At 69.7% G+C, this 17449-nt stretch carries 21 protein-coding genes; 10 read left to right on the top strand and 11 right to left on the bottom strand.

Translation table 11 applies throughout. From position 1 onward, the window contains the following. Positions 1 to 3: 3 nt before the first annotated feature. Positions 4 to 1104, top strand: coding sequence for a DivIVA domain-containing protein (locus KBX00_RS27610; RefSeq protein ID WP_210830985.1), 1101 nt, complete (start codon positions 4 to 6; stop codon positions 1102 to 1104). A gap of 139 nt (positions 1105 to 1243) precedes the next feature. On the opposite strand, the gene KBX00_RS27605 is transcribed toward KBX00_RS27610, so the two are convergent. Continuing rightward, positions 1244 to 1465, bottom strand: a complete 222-nt coding sequence (locus KBX00_RS27605; RefSeq protein WP_210830984.1) for a DUF2631 domain-containing protein — start codon at positions 1463 to 1465, stop codon at positions 1244 to 1246. Between the two features lie 190 nt (positions 1466 to 1655). On the opposite strand from KBX00_RS27605, the gene KBX00_RS27600 reads away from it, so the two are divergent. Then, entirely contained in the window at positions 1656 to 3248 is a 1593-nt protein-coding gene (locus KBX00_RS27600) for a Rieske 2Fe-2S domain-containing protein (protein WP_210830983.1), read from the top strand. A 73-nt stretch (positions 3249 to 3321) separates the two neighbouring features. On the opposite strand, the gene KBX00_RS27595 is transcribed toward KBX00_RS27600, so the two are convergent. Beyond that, positions 3322 to 4920 (bottom strand): NAD(P)/FAD-dependent oxidoreductase, encoded by a 1599-nt coding sequence (locus KBX00_RS27595; protein WP_210830982.1) that lies wholly within the window; start codon positions 4918 to 4920, stop codon positions 3322 to 3324. A 212-nt stretch (positions 4921 to 5132) separates the two neighbouring features. Then, entirely contained in the window at positions 5133 to 5957 is an 825-nt protein-coding gene (locus KBX00_RS27590; RefSeq protein ID WP_210830981.1) for a YhjD/YihY/BrkB family envelope integrity protein, read from the bottom strand. 135 nt (positions 5958 to 6092) lie between these two features. Between KBX00_RS27590 and KBX00_RS27585 the strand changes: the two genes are divergently transcribed. After that, entirely contained in the window at positions 6093 to 6644 is a 552-nt protein-coding gene (locus KBX00_RS27585; RefSeq protein WP_210830980.1) for a GNAT family N-acetyltransferase, read from the top strand. On the opposite strand, the gene KBX00_RS27580 is transcribed toward KBX00_RS27585, so the two are convergent. Beyond that, positions 6566 to 6865, bottom strand: a complete 300-nt coding sequence (locus KBX00_RS27580; RefSeq protein WP_210830979.1) for a hypothetical protein — start codon at positions 6863 to 6865, stop codon at positions 6566 to 6568. The genes KBX00_RS27585 and KBX00_RS27580 overlap by 79 nt on opposite strands. Positions 6866 to 7167: 302 nt before the next feature. On the opposite strand from KBX00_RS27580, the gene KBX00_RS27575 reads away from it, so the two are divergent. Next, positions 7168 to 8823, top strand: coding sequence for a hypothetical protein (locus tag KBX00_RS27575; protein WP_210830978.1), 1656 nt, complete (start codon positions 7168 to 7170; stop codon positions 8821 to 8823). Here KBX00_RS27575 and KBX00_RS27570 read toward each other — a convergent pair. The 5 genes from KBX00_RS27570 to KBX00_RS27550 form a co-directional block, all read right to left on the bottom strand. Further along, the gene (locus tag KBX00_RS27570) at positions 8808 to 9008 is read right to left on the bottom strand and encodes a type II toxin-antitoxin system RelE/ParE family toxin (protein ID WP_307869093.1); all 201 of its coding nucleotides are present in this window, start codon (positions 9006 to 9008) and stop codon (positions 8808 to 8810) included. The genes KBX00_RS27575 and KBX00_RS27570 overlap by 16 nt on opposite strands. A 77-nt stretch (positions 9009 to 9085) precedes the next feature. After that, entirely contained in the window at positions 9086 to 9355 is a 270-nt protein-coding gene (locus KBX00_RS27565; protein WP_203993758.1) for a type II toxin-antitoxin system prevent-host-death family antitoxin, read from the bottom strand. A 79-nt stretch (positions 9356 to 9434) separates the two neighbouring features. Then, a complete protein-coding gene (locus KBX00_RS27560; RefSeq protein WP_210830977.1) occupies positions 9435 to 9686 on the bottom strand; it encodes a hypothetical protein in 252 nt (83 codons plus the stop codon). Further along, positions 9683 to 9928: a DivIVA domain-containing protein gene (locus KBX00_RS27555; protein WP_210830976.1), complete on the bottom strand. Its 246-nt coding sequence runs from the start codon at positions 9926 to 9928 to the stop codon at positions 9683 to 9685. The genes KBX00_RS27560 and KBX00_RS27555 overlap by 4 nt, the downstream gene beginning before the upstream one ends. Continuing rightward, on the bottom strand, positions 9925 to 10179 hold the full coding sequence (locus KBX00_RS27550; RefSeq protein ID WP_210830975.1) for a hypothetical protein: 255 nt from the start codon (positions 10177 to 10179) through the stop codon (positions 9925 to 9927). Before KBX00_RS27550 ends, KBX00_RS27555 begins: the two co-directional genes overlap by 4 nt. Positions 10180 to 10383: 204 nt before the next feature. Between KBX00_RS27550 and KBX00_RS27545 the strand changes: the two genes are divergently transcribed. Both KBX00_RS27545 and KBX00_RS27540 read left to right on the top strand, forming a co-directional pair. Further along, entirely contained in the window at positions 10384 to 11265 is an 882-nt protein-coding gene (locus tag KBX00_RS27545; RefSeq protein ID WP_210830974.1) for a helix-turn-helix transcriptional regulator, read from the top strand. A gap of 4 nt (positions 11266 to 11269) precedes the next feature. Further along, complete coding sequence (locus KBX00_RS27540; RefSeq protein WP_210831003.1) at positions 11270 to 11452, top strand: DUF397 domain-containing protein; 183 nt, start codon at positions 11270 to 11272, stop codon at positions 11450 to 11452. Between the two features lie 96 nt (positions 11453 to 11548). Here KBX00_RS27540 and KBX00_RS27535 read toward each other — a convergent pair whose 3' ends face one another. Then, entirely contained in the window at positions 11549 to 11881 is a 333-nt protein-coding gene (locus tag KBX00_RS27535; RefSeq protein WP_210830973.1) for a helix-turn-helix transcriptional regulator, read from the bottom strand. A gap of 310 nt (positions 11882 to 12191) precedes the next feature. On the opposite strand from KBX00_RS27535, the gene KBX00_RS27530 reads away from it, so the two are divergent. The 4 genes from KBX00_RS27530 to ispG all read left to right on the top strand — a co-directional run bounded on the left by KBX00_RS27530 (position 12192) and on the right by ispG (position 16603). Further along, positions 12192 to 12860, top strand: coding sequence for a Uma2 family endonuclease (locus KBX00_RS27530; RefSeq protein WP_210830972.1), 669 nt, complete (start codon positions 12192 to 12194; stop codon positions 12858 to 12860). Between the two features lie 99 nt (positions 12861 to 12959). Continuing rightward, positions 12960 to 14171, top strand: coding sequence for a 1-deoxy-D-xylulose-5-phosphate reductoisomerase (dxr, locus tag KBX00_RS27525; RefSeq protein WP_210830971.1), 1212 nt, complete (start codon positions 12960 to 12962; stop codon positions 14169 to 14171). Then, entirely contained in the window at positions 14171 to 15421 is a 1251-nt protein-coding gene (locus KBX00_RS27520; protein ID WP_093401662.1) for an RIP metalloprotease, read from the top strand. Before dxr ends, KBX00_RS27520 begins: the two co-directional genes overlap by 1 nt. Positions 15422 to 15430: 9 nt before the next feature. Next, positions 15431 to 16603 carry a flavodoxin-dependent (E)-4-hydroxy-3-methylbut-2-enyl-diphosphate synthase gene (ispG, locus tag KBX00_RS27515; protein WP_210830970.1) on the top strand — a complete coding sequence of 391 codons (1173 nt, stop codon included), beginning with the start codon at positions 15431 to 15433 and terminating at the stop codon, positions 16601 to 16603. Between the two features lie 60 nt (positions 16604 to 16663). On the opposite strand, the gene KBX00_RS27510 is transcribed toward ispG, so the two are convergent. Next, a complete protein-coding gene (locus KBX00_RS27510; RefSeq protein WP_210830969.1) occupies positions 16664 to 17239 on the bottom strand; it encodes a PadR family transcriptional regulator in 576 nt (191 codons plus the stop codon). Between the last annotated feature and the right edge of the window lie 210 nt (positions 17240 to 17449).

Genomic DNA, 17449 nt, shown 5'->3' with positions numbered 1-17449 from the left:
ATAGTGGCGAGTCAGGGTCAGCGTTTCCGGCGTAAGGCGCTCCGCCGGGGATACAAGGTTGACGAGGTGGACGCCTTCCTGGACCGGGTCGAGGCGACCCTCGCCGGGCAGCCGGTCGGAGCGCCGGTGGCCTCGCAGGAGGTCCATGACGTCGTCTTCCGGGTTCGTTTCAACGGCTACGACGAGTGGCAGGTGGACCTGCACCTCGACCGGGTCGAACGGCAACTGGCGGAGCTGGAGGAGCGCGGCGGCGTGTCCGGTCGCGGCGACGGCCGGATGGGCCCGATGGACCGGCTGGGTCCCGGCATGCGGGATGACCGCGGCATGTCTCCGGTGCCGCAGCCGCCGATGCCGCCCCGGGCGATGCCCGCACAGGCCGGGCCGCCCTACGGCCGCTACGACGAGCCGACGGGTGCCTTCGCCGGTGGGTACGACAACGCTCCCCGGGGTGGTTACGACGGCCCGCGCGGCGCGGCCGCCCCGATGGGCCCGGGTGCGCCGATGGGCCCTCCCGGCGGCATGGGCCACGGTGGGCCGCCACCGCGTGGTCTGCCCGGCGGCTACGGTCCGCCGGACGCGCCGGGCGGCTACGGTCCGCCGGACGGTCCCGGTGGCTACGGTCCGCCGGATGAACAGCGCTTCGACGGGTTCGAGGCGGGTCGGCACGGCCGTACCGACATGACCGCCGAGATGAGGCTGCCGGACCGGGACCCGCGGCGTGGCCCGGCGGGCCCTCCCGGCCTGCCGCAGCAGGCCCACGGCGGCCCTCCGATGGGTGGCCCCCCGGCAATGGGTGGTCCGCCGGCGATGGCCGGTCCCTCGATGGGTGGCCCCCCGATGGCCGGCCCGCCCGGCAGCGACCTCTACCGGGTGGACCAGATCCGCCGCAGCTTCCAGGTCCGTCGCTTCGGCAGTGGGTACGACCCGGCCCAGGTGGACCGGTTCTTCGAGTCGCTGCTCGGCGGGATGGCCGGGCGCAACCAGATGCCGGTGAACCCGAAGGACCTGGACACGCTGCGCTTCGGGCTGGTGCAGGGCGGCTACTTCGAGGCCGAGGTCGACGCCGCGCTGAAGAACGTGCAGGACATCCTCTTCGGCCGCTGACCAACGCATATGGGCCCGCCTCCGGAGACCGGAGCCGGGCCCTCGCGTTTGGTCGTGCAGGTGACGGCGGTGGACCTACGTCCGTCGCGGGCCGCCCCCGTCGCTCAGCGGCGCAGGCGTTCGCGGTTCGCCGGAATGGTCAGGAGCGCAGGCCGTTGCGGCGCAGCACCACGTCACCGATCACGATGAGCAGCAGCAGTGCGGCCAGACCGATCAGCCAGAGGTTCTCGACCCTGCCCTCGTGGTTGCCGCAGAGCATGGCCAGCAGCACGAACGCGGTGAGCACCGCGCCGATCCGCCCGGCCTTACGGTGCCCGGGCTTGTGCTGGTCTGGCGACGTTACCGGCTCGCTGCCTGCCACTGTCGGTCCTTCCTCGCGAACGGATCTCCGGCTAGTCTGGCACGTCCGCCGGGACGGTTTCCGGCCAGGGCCGATGGGCCCCGCTCTGATGGGTGCAAGGGCACTACCGGCGTCGCGGGGCGAGGACCAGACTGCCTCCGGTAGCGTTCTGGGGCGTACACCTTGATTGTCGTTTTGAGGGGGAACTGCGGTGCGAGTGACCGGTACGGGGCACGCCAGCATGCGGATCGACACGCCCGCGGGCAGCATCCTGTGCGACCCGTGGGTCAATCCGGCCTACTTCGCCTCCTGGTTCCCGTTCCCCGACAACTCCCAGCTCGACTGGGAAGCCCTCGGCGACGTCGACTACCTGTACGTCTCGCACCTGCACCGGGACCACTTCGACGCGGCGCACCTGAAGCGCTACGTGTCGAAGAAGGCGACCGTGCTGCTGCCCGAGTTCCCCACCTCCGAGATGGAGGACGAGTTCCGCGAGCTGGGCTTCACGAATTTCCTGAAGACCCGCAACGAGGAGGTCGTCGAGCTGGACGGCGGCCTCAAGATCATGATCCAGGCGCTGACCAGCCCGACGGATGGCCCGATCGGTGACTCCTCGCTCTGGGTGGAGTACGACGGCGTCCGGCTGCTCAACCAGAACGACGCCCGACCGACCGACCTGAGCACCTTCGCCGAGCTGGGCCACGTGCACGCGCACCTGCTCCAGTTCTCCGGCGCCATCTGGTACCCGATGGTCTACGAGCTGCCGAACGCGGCGAAGACCGCCTTCGGCAAGCAGAAGCGGGACCGGCAGTTCGACCGCACCTGGCGTTACATCGACGACCTCAAGGCCGACCACGTCTTCCCGATCGCCGGCCCGCCGTGTTTCCTCGACGACGAGCTGTGGCAGTTCAACGACATCTTCGGCGACGAGGGGAACATCTTCCCCGACCAGTCGGTCTTCCTGTCCGAGTACGCGAAGGTCGGCGGCACCAACGGCATCGTGCTGCTGCCCGGCAGCGTCACCGAGATCACCACCACCGACGCCACGACCACCCACCCGGTGCCCGTTGAGGAGTTCTTCGCCAACAAGGTCGCCCACCTGGAGGAGATGCGCGAGCGTAAGCGGCCGATCATCGAGGCGGAGAAGGCGTCCTGGCGGCACCCCGAGGTCGACGTGCTCAAGGAGCTGAAGCGGCGCATCGAGCCGCTGCTCGACGAGTCGATCTACCTGGCCAAGGGGGTCGGCGGTCCGGTCCGCTTCGACCTGGTCGGCACTGACAGCTTAGGCGGCGAGACCATTGAATCAATAGTTGTCGACTTCCCCGGCAAGCAGGTGCGACCGTACGCCGACGAGAAGGTCCGCTACCGGTTCCGCACCGAGCGGGCGCTTGTGGAGCACCTGCTGCACATCGGCGAGGTGGACTGGGTCAACTCGCTCTTCCTGTCCTGCCGCTTCTCCGCCGCCCGGATCGGCCAGTACAACGAGTTCGTGTACGCCTTCTTCAAGTGCCTCTCCACCGAGCGTCTCCAGTACGCCGAGGGCTGGTACGACGAGCACGAACGGGCGGTGGACGCCGAGGACATCACCATCGGCGACTGGGTGGTGCAGCGGCGCTGCCCGCACCTGAAGGCGGACCTGAGCCGGTTCGGCATCGTCGACGGCGACCAGCTCACCTGTCAGCTGCACGGCTGGCGGTTCGACCTGCCCAGCGGGCGCTGCCTGACAAGCGTCGGTCACAAGGTCCGCGCGCACCGGGTCGGCGAGGAGGCTCCCGCCACGGAGGTCACCCAGCCGGCGAGCTGAGCTCATCCGGGCCGACGGTCCGGCGCTCGCCGAGGCCGTGGCCCGGACCGCGCAGCCGGGACGTCAACCGCATCTACCGGCCGAGGTCGGCGAGGATGCGTTGGGCGGCGTTGTGACCGGCGGCACCGATGACGCTGCCGGCGGGGTGACAGCCGGCGCTGCCCGCGTACACCCCGTCTACGCCGGTGGCGTACGGCATCCGATCGGCGAACGAGACGGTGTTGTCGACGTGGTGAATGTGGCCGCCGGTGATGCCGAAGTGCGCCTCGATGCCGGGCGGCGGCAGCGGCACCGCGTCGGCGATCAGGTCGCCAGCGCCGGGGGCGTACCGCTCGCAGATGCCGATCAGCTTGTCGACGTAACCGGGCAGTTCGGCGTCCCAGGTGGTGCCGGCCAACTCGTACGGCACGGACTGCACGAACAGCGCCGACGAGTGGTGCCCGGCCGGGTCGGCCAGCGACGGGTCGACGGTGGTGTGCAGGTACCACTCGATCGTCGGCTCCTGCGGCAGTCGCCCGGCCCGCACGTCGGCCCACATGGCGCGCAGTGCCGCCATCGGTGACTCGCCGGTCCCGCCGGCCAGCGTCGCCGAGCCGGGCAGCAGGTGGATCGTCGAGCCGAACGGGCTCGGCGCGCCCTCGGGCAGGCAGGAGAAGCGGGGCAGGCCACGCAGCGCCAGGTTCAGCTTGAGGGTGCTGCCGGTGCGCCGGACCGCCGCCATCCGCCCGCTGAGCGTGGTCGGCAACGCGCCGTCGGGCAGCAGCTCCATCAGCCGGTACGGGTCGCAGGCGCCGAGCACCACCTCGGCGTCGACCTGGCGACCGTCGGCGAGCACCACGCCCCGGGCGGCGCCACCGTCGAGGGTGATCGCGCTGACCGGCGCACCGGTGACGATCCGGGCACCGGAGGCCCGGGCCGCGTCGGCGAAGATCCGCGAGACGGTGCCCATGCCACCCTCGGCGATCATCCAGGTGCCACCCGAACCGGGCAGCCGGCACATGTTGTGCACCAGGAAGTTGTGCCCGGTGCCGGGGTCGTCGGGGCCGGCGTTGAGCCCGGACAGGCCGTCGGTGACCGCGTACATGCTGACCAGCAGCTCGGAGCGGAAGTCGAAGCGGGCCAGGTAGTCGGCGACGGAGCCGCGTACCAGGTCGACGAAGACCTGGCGCAGCGCGGGGCGGACGTAGCGTTCGCCGGTCTCCTCGACGCTGAGCGGCTCGGTCAGCCAGGCCGGGGCGAGGTCCTCGCGCAACGCGGCCAGCTCGGCCTGCAACGCCTCGTCGGCGGCGGCGTCGGCGGGGGAGAAGAACTCGGCGAGCTGCGCCCGGGTGGCCGCCGCGTCGGTGCCGAACAGCAGGTACGGCGAGCCGACTCCGCCGGGGGTGGGCAGGAAGTAGTGCGGGTCGCGGCGCAGCACCGGGATCCGGACGTCGAGTGCGGCCAGCAGCTCCGGCGGCATCAGCCCGAGCAGGTACGACCCGGTGGAGTGACGCAGTTCGGGCACCTTCGGGAACGGGTTCTCGGTGCGGGTCGCCCCGCCGATCACCTCGGCGGCCTCCAGCACCAACACGTCCAACCCGGTCCGGGCCAGCAGGATCGCCGACACCAACCCGTTGTGCCCCGCCCCCACGACGACGACGTCCGCCCGCCCCGGCACCTCACCACCCACCATCCCCGCACCCTAACCCGTCCGCACCCCGCCCCACCCCTGTTGATCATGAGGTTAGCGGCGATCTTGATCTCCAGGAGTGCCGCTAACGCGGTCAACCAGCGGATCCGCTGACGCCAGCTCCGTCGATCATGAAGTTGTTGCCTCGGAGAGCGTTTGCTCAGGGCAACAACTTCATGATCGAGGCTGTTACCGGCGGGTGTTACCGGAGGCTGTTACCGGCGGGTGCGCCAGGAGGAGAGGGCCAGGGTGGCGGAGTAGCCGGCCAGGACGATCACGTGGAACAGGTAGAGCCAGAGCAGGATCGCCACGGCGGCACCGACCTCGTCCAGCCCGCCGAAGGGCACGCCCAGGTCCAGTGGCAACGAGGCGAAGAGCACGAAGCCGTGCAGGAAGCCGGACAGGTTCGCGGCGGTGAACGAGCCCATCGCCAGCGTGGAGAGCCAGTCCGGCGAGGCCGGGCCGACCACCCGGAACACCCACATCAGCACCGGCGTGAGCACCAGCCACACCGCCAGGAACGACAGCACCACACCCAGCGCACCGGCCCAGCCACCGCGCCGGACCAGCCCGGTGGTGGTCGGCAGGGCCAGCAGGATCGACAGCAACAGCGCCGGGGCCGGCGCCAGCAGCGGCAGCAGCAACAGCCGGCCCCGCCAGCCGATGAGATGCTCGTCGGAACGGGGGGCGGCGACCGAGACGAACGCCCGGCGCAACCCCTCGCCGTACAGCGACGCCGGCAGCAGCGCGGCCAGCGCCAGCCACGGCGTCAGACCGACCCCGGCCTCGACAAGCGCGGCCACCGCGTGCGGCGCACCGATCGCGTCCGGCAGCGCCGCCACGGCGTACCCGGTGAGCCGGCGCACCTGGGACGCCCCCGCCAGCAGCGAGGTGAGCCAGATCGCCAGCAGGGCCACCGGCACCACGGCGATCGCCCCGTAGAACGTGATCGCGGCGGCGTGCAGCGACAGATCCCGGCCACGGACCGGGCGGAAAGCCCCCCTGGTGATCCGCTTCGTCCGCTCCCACGCACCGCCCATCGCGCTCCATTTCCCCGTCCCCTGTCCCGGCAACCGTGCCTGTCACCCGCGTCGCACCGGTCGACCTGGCGAGAACCGCCGAGCGGGCGGGCGGTGAGCAGTGGGCGGTGACCGTTCGGACTACGATCGCCGGCCATGAGCGTCGCGACGACTGACCGGCTGCTGCTGCGTGACTGGACCGACGCGCAGGACGATCTGGCCCGCATCTACGACATCTACTCCCGCCATGAGGTGATGCGCTGGCTGGGCGGGGGAGCGGGCCGGCTCACCGAGCCCGGCCAGGCCGCCGAGCGGCTGGCATCCTGGCGGGAACGGTACGCCCGGTACGCCAGCCGGTACGGCATCTGGGCGATCGAGGTCCGGGCCACCGGCGCGGTGGCGGGCAGTGTCCTGCTCAAGCCGCTACCGGGCGCCGACGGCCGCACCCCGACCAGCGACATCGAGGTGGGCTGGCACCTGCACCCCGACTCGTGGGGTCACGGCTACGCCACCGAGGCGGCCCGCGCGGTGCTGGCCCGCGAGTTCACCACCGACACTCGGCAGGTGTACGCCGTGGTGACGCCCGGCAACGAACGCTCGATGGCGGTGTGCCGGCGGCTCGGCATGGCTCACCTGGGTCGGCGTACCGACTGGTACGGCGGCACCGAGGTGGAGACGTTCGTCCTGACCGCACCCGCCTCCCGCTGACGTACGGTGTCCGGCTGGACCAGCCGTCCCCGGACCGCTGTGAGCTGGGCCGGCTCGACGCCCGCGCCGATCAGATAGGGCACCGCGCCACCGTGGCGAGCCTCCAGGTGTGCCAGCGTGTTGCGCATCGGCGTCGTGGTGCATCCCAGCGTCCGGGCGTAGTCGTCGGCGATGTCGTCGAAGCCGACCCCGGCCACCCGCAGCAGCAGTGCGACAAGCACACCGGTGCGGCGGCATGAAGGTTCGGATCGACCGGGACGTGTTGGTATGGGCTGCAGCCACCTCACAACGTTTCTTGACCGTCCGGAGCGCGATCCTCGGCTTGGTCGCAGATCCTGCACCACTGCCGGAGGTGATTCGGCGACCGACTACTCCGTCCCGTGAGGCGCTGCGGTGATTGGTTAGGCCGCCGCTGCTGAACACAGACCGGCATGGATGCGGGTTTGAGGCTCGGGCGAGGCTGGAGTGTTATCCGCGGGGTCGACCGTGAAGGCGCAAGCGCTCGCAGCATCACGGGGGAAGCATGGACACGTCGCAGCAGCATGGGCCAGGTGTGGGTCGCTCGGGCGGCGGGGCGATCGACAGCTTCCTGACCTGGCTGATCCATCCAATGACGGTGGCGGCCACCGCGCTGCTGATCCTCAACGACCACGTGCTCAAGGCGGCCTATCCCGGCTGGTTGACGGGAAAGCTCAGCGACGCCACCGGGCTGGTGATGGCGCCACCGTTGCTGGCCGTCGTGCTGGCGCTGCTGCCGGCAGGGTGCGGTCGACTGCCGGTGCTGCGGCGTACGGTCAGGGTTGCTGGTCCCGGGTCTGGCCGTACGCCGGGCGACCTGCTGGCGGCCGTCTCGATCTTCATCGTCGGCGTGGGATTCACGGCGGTGAAGGCCACTCCGGAGGGGGCGGCCACGGCGTCCGCGGTGTGGAGCGTGGTGAACGGACCTTCGGTGATCCTGGCCGACGGCACGGACTTGCTGACGCTGCCGGCGCTGGGCCTGGCCTGGTGGACGTGGCGTTCGGCGGTGGCCCGCCCGAGCCTGGCACGTTGGCTGCGGATGGTGGCGGTGCTTGTGGTGTTGCCGATCGCCGGGCTGGGCGTCGCGGCCACCTCCGCTCCCCGGTACGACGATGCTGTCGCGTTGTACGAGTGGCAGGGCGTCGCTGTGGTCGGCATCGGCAACGCCTACCACGCTCACCGCGAAGCTGAGTGGTGGTGGGTCAGCAGCGACGACGGACCGACGTTCTCGGGGCTGCCGGAGGTCGGCTACGAGGTGTTCCCGCGACAACCGCCACCCGCCGCGACCGGTGCAGACTGCTCGACGCTGGTGCCGCAGCACTGCTTCCGGATCGTTCCGCGTCAACTGGGGGTGGAGGAGAGCCAGGATGGCGGAGCGACCTGGCACCTTACCTGGCAGGTCGACGAGGACGCCCGACAGCGACTGGCGACGGCGATACCCGGCATGCGTGATGCCGACGAGTACCTGTCGTCCCGCGCGTTGCTGGTCCGGGATCAGCCGGACGGTGGGGTGGTCGTGCTGGTGGCAAACGGTCGGGACGGCTTTGCCCGCCGGGACACCGCCGGCCGCTGGGAGCGCATCGGTTTCGGCACCCATGCCGGTGACAGCTTCCGGCATCAGCAACCCGCGACACCGATCCCGAGTGTCGCGGAGGCGACCGTCACCGTCGGCTGGCGGGTCGCCGTTCCGCTGTCGGTCGCGGTGGGAAGCCTGGTGGTGCTTGCCGGCTGCGCCACGTTGCTGGCGCGGCGGTACGGCTGGTTCCTGATCCCACTTGCCGCCGTCGGCGGCGCGCTCGGCCTCGTGGCGCTCGCCCTGTACGTCCCCTACGCATGGCGTGGCGCGACCTCGGACGACGCAGTGGGATCGGTAGTCATGGTGGCGCTGATCGTGGGGATGACGGCGGTGCCGGCGGGCGTCGCCGTGCTCGTCGCCAACGTAACGGAGCCGTCGCCGGCCCTGACCGCCCGGATCTGCGTCGCGGGCATACTCGCTGGGGCGATGGTGCCACTGCCGTTGCTGCTGCGTCTGCTTACCGGTTGGCCTCCGCAACGTGCGGCGGTGGTCGTCGTGCCGATCGTCGCGGTGGTCGTGATGGTTGTCGGCATCCCGTGGGCCATCCGCTACGCCGTACGCCGGGTGCCTCAGAGCAGGTCGTAGACGTCGCTGCGGTGCCCGAGGTGGACGACGAGCACGATCAGCTCCTGGTCCCGGACGGTGTAGATGATGCGGTATGCGCCGACGCGGATGCGGAAAAGGCTGGAATGGCCGGTCAGGGCTTTGACGCCGGCTGGGCGAGGTTCGGTGGCTAGATTCGCGATGGCGGTGACGAGGCGGGCCTGCACGGGGCGGTCGAGCTTGCGCAGCAGCTTGGCGGCGGCTCGGTCGACCTGGACGGTGTAGGCGGGTGGAGTCGGGCTGGTCACAAGCCGAGCTCATCGCGTAGGTCGGTCAGCGGTATCGGGGTGTCGCCGGCGTCAATGCGGGTCAGGGCCTCGCGGGCGGCGGCGACATCGCTGGCGTCTTCGGCGCGCTCGATGGCCTCGGCGACCTCGGCCGGAACTATGGCGGCCAGGCGTTGCCCCCGACGGGTGACGTAGGTGATCCTCCCGGCGTAGTGAGCGCGGGAGACGACGTCCGCGAGGCTGTCACGGGCGTCTGAGATCGGGAGTTCGGCTGCGGGCTCACTCACGGTTCCGATTGTACAACTCGTACGAATCGTACGGGCAGAAGTAGGTCATAAGATCATGAGCTGGGTCCGGCAGTGGGCGTCAAGATCGATCGAGAGCGCAGGGGCCCGGGTGGGCGTCGGGGCGGCGGCAGCGGTCGGGGCCGTCGAGTGGGGTGTCGCACCAGAGTCGGGTACGCCGGCTTTGGTGGTCTTCTTCGCTGAGGGTGGTTTCGCCGAAGTCGATGACCGTCAGGTGGCCGAGGGAGTCGCGGAGGGCCACGGCGAGCGCGGTCGCCGCGTCGGGGCTGGTCAGGGTGGTGGGTAGGTGGATGACCCAGCGGGGTGGGCTCATCGGGAGTCGCGACCGTGGTGGCGGTGGGCGGCCTGGCGGGTCTGCCACTGGCGCAGTGCCTGGCGGATGCGTTCGGCTTCGGTGTTGGCGGTGGTCAACTCGCGGTGCAGGCGTTCCAGCTCGTCGGCGAGCCGGTTGAGGTAGGCGTACACCTGGTCCGGGTCGAGGCCGCGCCAGCGGGTGTCGAAGGTGGCGGCGCGGGCGTGCTGGGGGAGTGGGCGTTCCCCGGACAGGTAGATCATGGGCGGGCGGCTTCCTGCTCGGCGAGCATTGTCTGGATTTCCTGGTCGGTGAGGCCGCGCATGGCGAGGATGCGGCGGCCCCAGCGGTGCAGGCGGCAGGGGTGGGTTGCCCGGTCGTTGCGGCAGCGCGGGCCGTCGGGCCATTGTTCGGCGGCGTGCACGCTTATCGCCCGGAGCGCGAATGTGACATCTTCGGCGGTGATGTAGGGAGGCAGCGGAATCTCGCCGAGGGCTTCGTCGATCGAATCCATGGTCCTCCCTTGTGGAATGGTCGCGGGGCCGGAGCGGACGCCGGGATGAGGTTCGTGGGAGGCGTCCGCTCCGGCCGTGACCTGCCAGGGGGATTGGCTGGTCATCCACGATGGTCATTTCACTACTGGCCTGGCGCAATGTTTTGCGCGAGAATGCGAATCAAGGGATGAGGTGCCTTACGCGACAACAGCAGAGGAGATGACGTGGACGACCCGGGAAGCACCGTCCCGCGTAGGCAACTCGGCAGGTATTTGAGAGAACTTCGCGAAAACGCGCACGTAACTGTGGTCGCCGCCGCGAAGGAACTGGAATGGTCGACGCCGCGAATCTGGCGGTACGAAACCGGCCAGGTCCCCATGCACCCGAACGACGTGGAGGCCATGTGCCGGGTGTACCGCGCGACCCCCGAGACCATCCAGACCATGCGGTCGCTGGCCCGCGAGACCAAGGCGCACGGCTGGTGGCACAGCTACGGCGAGGCGATCAAAGACTGGTTCAAGCTGTACGTCGGCCTGGAGGCCGCCGCGACCAAGATCCGAAAGTACGAGGCCGACCTGGTACCCGGCCTGTTGCAGACGGTCGAGTACACGCGCGAAGTGATCGCCCTCGACCAGCCGAACCTGAGTGAGGTGGAACGGCAGGCCAAGGTGGATATCCGGTTGCGCCGACAGCGGCTGTTGGCGCGGGCGGTGCCCCGGGCTCCGTACCTGGACGTGATCCTCAGCGAGGCGGTGCTGCGCCGGCCGTTGCGTGACCGGCTCGCGATGGCCCGGCAGCTCGACGCCCTGGTGGTGACCAGCGAGCGGCACAACGTCAGCCTTCGGGTGCTGCCACTGCGCGCGGGGCTGTTCCGTTGGGGCGACACTGGTGCCTTCACCATGCTCGACTTCCCGATCGATGTCCGGGAGCCGGAGCCGACCACCATCTACATGGACGGCCCGTGCGGCGCGGTCTACCTTGACAAGCCGCACGAGATCCAGACCTACGAGGAAGCGTGGCGCTCGCTCAGCGAGCGGGCGCTCGACGTCGATGAATCCCGTGAGCTGATAACGGTGATCGCAAAGGAGATGACCCATGAGACGTGACGGAGTGTGGCGCACGTCGTCCCGGTCCGGCAGTAACGGTGACTGCGTCGAGGTGGCCGGCTTTGTCGGCGCGGTCGGCGTACGCGACAGCAAGGACCGGCAGGGCGCGGAGCTGAGCTTCGCCGCGACGAGCTGGACCCGGTTCGTCGCCGCCACCCGCGCGGGCCGCTTCGCCCCCCGCACCTGAACTCGACGCGACATGGTTCGGTGCCGGCGATCGCCGGCACCGAACTTGCCGAGCGGCAGGGACCAACATTCAGGCAGCGGGAATCGACGATACGGGTCAGGCGACGTTGAGGTGGATGTTCCCGATACGGGCGACGACATCGAGGTGTCCGCCGAGCCCCGCGACGTAGGCGCGGAGGGTCTCCAGGTTGGTCACTGTGCCGTTCTCGATCTGACTGATGCGTGCCTGCGACAATCCCGCAGCCTCGGCGAGTTGGGCCTGGGTCATGCCGAGCTGCTTCCGGATCTCGGCCAGCTGTGCGCCACTGACCGAGGCGAGCATCTGCTCCCGCATTCGGGTGCGCCGAGCGACCCGTTCGCCGGTGTCCCACTCGGGATCGACGGCTCGGGCCTTGTCCTTCACGTCGCGCCAGTTCCTTGCCTCGCTCATCGCTGCTCTTCCTTCAGCCTTGTCAGATGCTCCTCGAAGCGGGCATCGGCCGTCGCTATGGCGCTTTGGTACCAGCGTTGCCACTGTCCAGACTTGTCGCCAGCGACGAGGAATGAGGAAGCATGCCTCGACCTCGGGGTGCAATCTAACTTCCCACACGCCGGAAGTATAAGTCCGGCTTATTGCCTTGGTGCAGCGCCGCTGGACATTCTTTGGCGCCGGGGCGGACAGGTTGTGCGATGGCGTGCGGTGCGGACTGTGCTGGCTAGGCTGAGTTGAGCAAGATGTTCCGCTGAGGGGGTGAGCCCGGATGTCGCAGGCCGCGTACGTGCCCGAGCCGCCGTCCGACGGTGTCGAAGTCCGTCCCGCCGGGCCGTCGTTCGACGTGCTGCGGTGGCACGACGAGCCGTGGACCGCCCAGCTCGCCCTCGACCTGTTGCCGCAGACCAACGGCCCCAAGGTTGAGGTCCTGAGCGGAAGCGTGATCGTGACACCCCACGCCGGATATGACCACCAGGATGCCGAGCTAGACCTCGCGTACCTGTTGAAGCAGGCTGCCCGGAAGGCCAAGCTGTGGCTCTACGCGGAGGCGAACGTCGTCTCCGGGCAGGATCTGTTCATCCCCGACCTCGTCGTGCTGCGCGTTCCCGGAGGGGGGCGCACGACGATGGACATCAGACATGCCGTTCTGCTTGGCGAGGTCGTGTCGCCCGGTAACCGGCGTAAGGACATCATCGATCGTCCGCGCGAGTACGGTACGGCCGGCGTACCCTTCTTCCTCCGGGTCGACTTGCGTAACCGAGTCCCCACCATCGCACTGTTCGAGCTGACCGACGGCGAGTACCGACCGGTGGCCGCCGCCGCGGCCGGAAGCACCTTCGTGATGCGGGAGCCATTCGAGTTCTCGGTCGATCCGGGTGACCTGCTCGGCGAGGAAGCTCCGTTGGAGGACGAAGATGCCCCGCTCGGGGAGAGCTGACGGTAGCTGCTTCCTGTCAGCACAGGGGCCCTGCTTCACCGGAGGCGTCAACAAGGTGCCCTGCCTTGCGCTCAGCGGCGGTGCGTAACAATGGGCGGCGTGACGTCCCCCCGTGATCTTGTGCTGCTGGGTTGTACCGGGTCGATCGGTACGCAGGCCATCGACATCGTGCGGCGCAACCCGGAGCGGTTCCGGGTGGTGGCGCTGGGTGCCGGTGGCGGCAACATCGGGCTGCTCGCCGCCCAGGCGCTCGAACTCGGTGTCGACGTGGTCGGGGTGGCGAAGGCGTCCGCCGCGCAGGATCTTCAGCTGGCGTTCTACGCCGAGGCGAGCCGGCAGGGCTGGGCCAGCGGCGAGTTCAAGCTGCCCAAGATCGTGGCCGGGCCGGAGGCGATGACCGAGCTGGCGCAGTGGCCGTGTGACGTCGTACTCAACGGGGTGGTGGGGTCGCTCGGGCTGGCGCCGACCCTGGCGGCGCTGCGCGCCGGGCGTACGCTCGCGCTTGCCAACAAGGAGTCGCTGGTGGCCGGCGGATCGCTGGTCAAGGGCGCGGTGACGCGGCCGGAGCAGATCGTCCCGGTGGACTCGGAGCACTCGGCGCTGGCGCAGTGCCTGCGCGGCGGCACCCGGGGTGAGGTACGCCGGCTGGTCGTCACCGCCAGTGGTGGGCCGTTCCGGGGGCGGCGGCGCGACGAGTTGACGGCGGTCACGCCGGAGCAGGCGCTCGCCCACCCGACCTGGAACATGGGACCGGTCGTCACGATCAACTCGGCGACCATGGTCAACAAGGCGCTTGAGGTGATCGAGGCGCACGAGCTGTTCGACGTGCCGTACGCCGACATCACCGTGATGGTGCACCCCCAGTCGGTGATCCACTCGATGGTCGAGTTCGTCGACGGGTCGACGTTGGCGCAGGCCAGCCCGCCGGACATGCGGCTGCCGATCGCCCTCGGATTGGGCTGGCCGGACCGGGTGCCCGAGGCGGCCGCCGCGGTCGACTGGGCCACCGCGCACACCTGGGAGTTCGCGCCGCTTGACGACGAGGCGTTCCCGGCGGTGGCGCTGGCCAAGGCGGCCGGGGAGGCCGGTCGATGCCGGCCGGCGATCTACAACGCGGCGAACGAGGAGTGCGTGGCGGCGTTCGTCGCCGGACGGCTGCCGTTCCTCGGCATCGTCGACACGTTGCAGCGCGTGTTGGAGGAGGCTCCCGATTTCGGCGAACCGGGTACCGTCGAGGACGTACTCGAAGCCGAGTCGTGGGCGCGCGCACACGCGCAGGAGATCATCGCTGCTGCGGTGGAAGGAGCTTGATGTCGTTCGCGTTCGGGGTGGTGCTGTTCGCCCTCGGCATTCTCATCTCGGTGAGCCTGCACGAGGCCGGGCACATGCTCACCGCCAAGGCCTTCGGCATGAAGGTCACCCGCTACTTCGTCGGCTTCGGCCCCACCCTCTGGTCGTTCAAGCGCGGCGAGACCGAGTACGGGATCAAGGGCATCCCACTCGGCGGCTTCTGCAAGATCGTCGGTATGACGCCGCAGGACGACGACGTCGAGCCCGGTGACGAGAAGCGCGCCATGTGGCGCTACCCGGTGTGGAAGCGCACCATCGTGATGTCCGCCGGGTCGGTGACCCACTTCGGGTTGGCGATCTTCGCCGCCTGGCTGGCCGCGATGACCTTCGGCCTGCCCAACCCGAACTTTCCCAGCACCGAGGAGCAGATCCGCAGCGAGCCGGCGGTGATCGCCCTCCAGGACTGCGTCCTGCCCGACACCACGTACCGGGCCTGCGAGACCGGTGACGCGCCGAGCCCCGCCGCTGCGGCCGGGCTTCAGGACGGCGACCGGATCACCTCGATCAACGGCACCCCGATCGCCAACTACGGCGACCTGCTCACCACGCTGCGGGCCACCAGCCCCGGCAGCACCGCCAAGATCGGGTACGAACGCGACGGCCAGCCCGGCAACGTCGAGACGGTGCTGGCCACCACCAAGCGCCCGCCGATCGACAACCCGGACGGGCCGGTCGGCGACGTCTCCGCCCTCGGCATCGGCCTGGTCATCAGCACTCCCGGCCTGGTCAGCTACGGCCCGGTCGAGGCGGTCGGCGCGACAAGCACCTTCATCGGCGACATGGCGGTGGCCACCGCGCAGGCGTTGCAGCGGCTGCCGGAGAAGATCCCCGCGCTCTGGACCGCCATCACCGGCGGCGAGCGGGACATCGACACCCCGATCAGCGTGGTCGGCGCCAGCGTCCTCGGCGGCGAGGCGGTCGCCAACAACGCCTGGGAAATCTTCATCATGCTGTTCATCTCGCTGAACTTCTTCATCGGGGTGTTCAACCTGCTGCCGCTGCTGCCGCTGGACGGCGGCCACATCGCCATCGCCTGGTTCGAACGAGCCCGCTCCTGGCTGTACGCGCGGCTGCGCCGGCCCGACCCGGGCCGGGTGGACTACTTCAAGCTGATGCCCTTCACGTACGTGGTGATCCTGATCGGTGGGGTGTTCACCCTGCTCACCATCACCGCGGACGTGGTCAACCCGATCACCCTCTTCCCAAAGTGAGTGCCTGAAGTGACCGCTGTCAGTCTCGGTATGCCGCCCGTACCGCCGCCGCCGCTCGCGCCCCGCCGGGCCAGCCGCCAGATCATGGTCGGGTCCGTGCCGGTCGGCGGTGGCGCGCCGGTGTCCGTCCAGTCGATGACCACCACGTTGACCTCCGACGTGAACGCCACCCTCCAGCAGATCGCTGAGCTGACGGCGTCCGGGTGCCAGATCGTCCGGGTCGCGGTGCCCAGCCAGGACGACGTGGAGGCGCTGCCGGCGATCGCGAAGAAGTCGCAGATCCCGGTGATCGCGGACATCCACTTCCAGCCGAAGTACGTCTTCGCCGCGATCGACGCCGGGTGTGCGGCGGTCCGGGTAAACCCGGGCAACATCCGCCAGTTCGACGACAAGGTGAAGGAGATCGCGGCAGCGGCCTCCGCCGCGGGTACGCCGATCCGGATCGGGGTCAACGCCGGCTCGTTGGACAAGCGGCTGCTGGCCAAGTACGGCCGGGCCACGGCGGAGGCGCTCGTCGAGTCGGCGCTGTGGGAGTGTTCGCTGTTCGAGGAGCACGGCTTCCGGGACATCAAGATCTCGGTGAAGCACAACGACCCGGTGGTGATGATCCGGGCGTACCGGCAGCTCGCCGAGCAGTGCGACTACCCGCTGCACCTCGGCGTGACCGAGGCCGGGCCGGCGTTCCAGGGCACCATCAAGTCCGCTGTCGCCTTCGGTGCGCTGCTGGCCGAGGGGATCGGCGACACCATCCGGGTGTCGCTGTCCGCGCCGCCGGTCGAGGAGATCAAGGTCGGCAACCAGATCCTGGAGTCACTCGGACTGCGCGAGCGGGGCCTGGAGATCGTCTCCTGCCCGTCCTGTGGGCGGGCCCAGGTGGACGTCTACAAGCTGGCCGAGGAGGTCACCGCCGGCCTGGAAGGGCTGCCGGTGCCGCTGCGGGTCGCCGTGATGGGCTGTGTGGTGAACGGTCCCGGTGAGGCCCGTGAGGCCGACCTGGGGGTGGCCTCCGGCAACGGCAAGGGGCAGATCTTCGTCAAGGGCCAGGTCATCAAGACGGTGCCCGAGGGGCAGATCGTGGAGACCCTGATCGAGGAGGCGCTGCGGCTGGCCGACGAGATGGGCGCCGAGCTGCCCGAGGAACTGCGCGACATGATTCCCGGCGCCACCGTCACCGTGCACTGACGACGCGACCAGCAGGAGGGCGGCCATCCACTGGGTGGCCGCCCTCGGCGCGTACCGGGGTCACTCGGATTCGGCGAGGATCGCGTACAGCTTGCGGCGGGTCTCGTCGAGCACCTGGGCGGCGCGTTCCCGCTGGTCGTCGGTGCCCGTCATCATCACCTGGCGCAGCGCCTGCATGGCCTGCATGCCGGCGTTGCGGATGTCGTGCCAGCTGTTGATGGTGTCCTCGGCGACCTCCGCCCAGGGCGGCGTCTGGGCCGCCTCGTCGGCCTCGGTGCGGCCCTGCTCGGTGAGGGTGAACCGCTTGCGGCCACCGCCGGACTCCTCGGTGGCGACGATGACGCCCTCGTCCTCCAGCAACTGGAGCGTCGGGTAGATCGAGCCGGGGCTGGGCCGCCAGCTACCGCCGGTGCGGGAGTCGATCTCCTGGATCATCTCGTAGCCGTGCATCGGGCGCTCGGTGAGCAGGGCCAGCACCGCGTTGCGGACGTTCGGGCGGCGTCCCCGCCCCCGTCCGCGACCGCCCCGACCGTGCCCGAACCCATGCCCGCCCGGCGGAAACGGCGGCCCCGGCGGAAACCCGAACCCCCGCATCCGCCCTTCGTGCAACCCGTGCCCACGCCGATGAAACTTCATCGCTGTTCTCCTTCCCGGAACTATCACTGATGCATCAACGATATATCGCCAACACAACGTCGACAACTCACTCACGCGCTCACCCACCACCTACCCAGCCCTGCCTCACCTGCCCACCTCGCCTTGTCGACCAAGAAGTTTGGGTCGGGATGGGGGCCCGAGGACGGCGAAAACTTCTTGATGAACGGGGTCGGGTGGGGCGGGGTGGGG

Source organism: Micromonospora sp. C95, assembly GCF_018070465.1.
Classification (GTDB): domain Bacteria; phylum Actinomycetota; class Actinomycetes; order Mycobacteriales; family Micromonosporaceae; genus Micromonospora.
The sequence above is the reverse complement of the archived record's forward strand: the minus strand, read 5'-3'. Positions and strand labels throughout refer to the sequence as shown.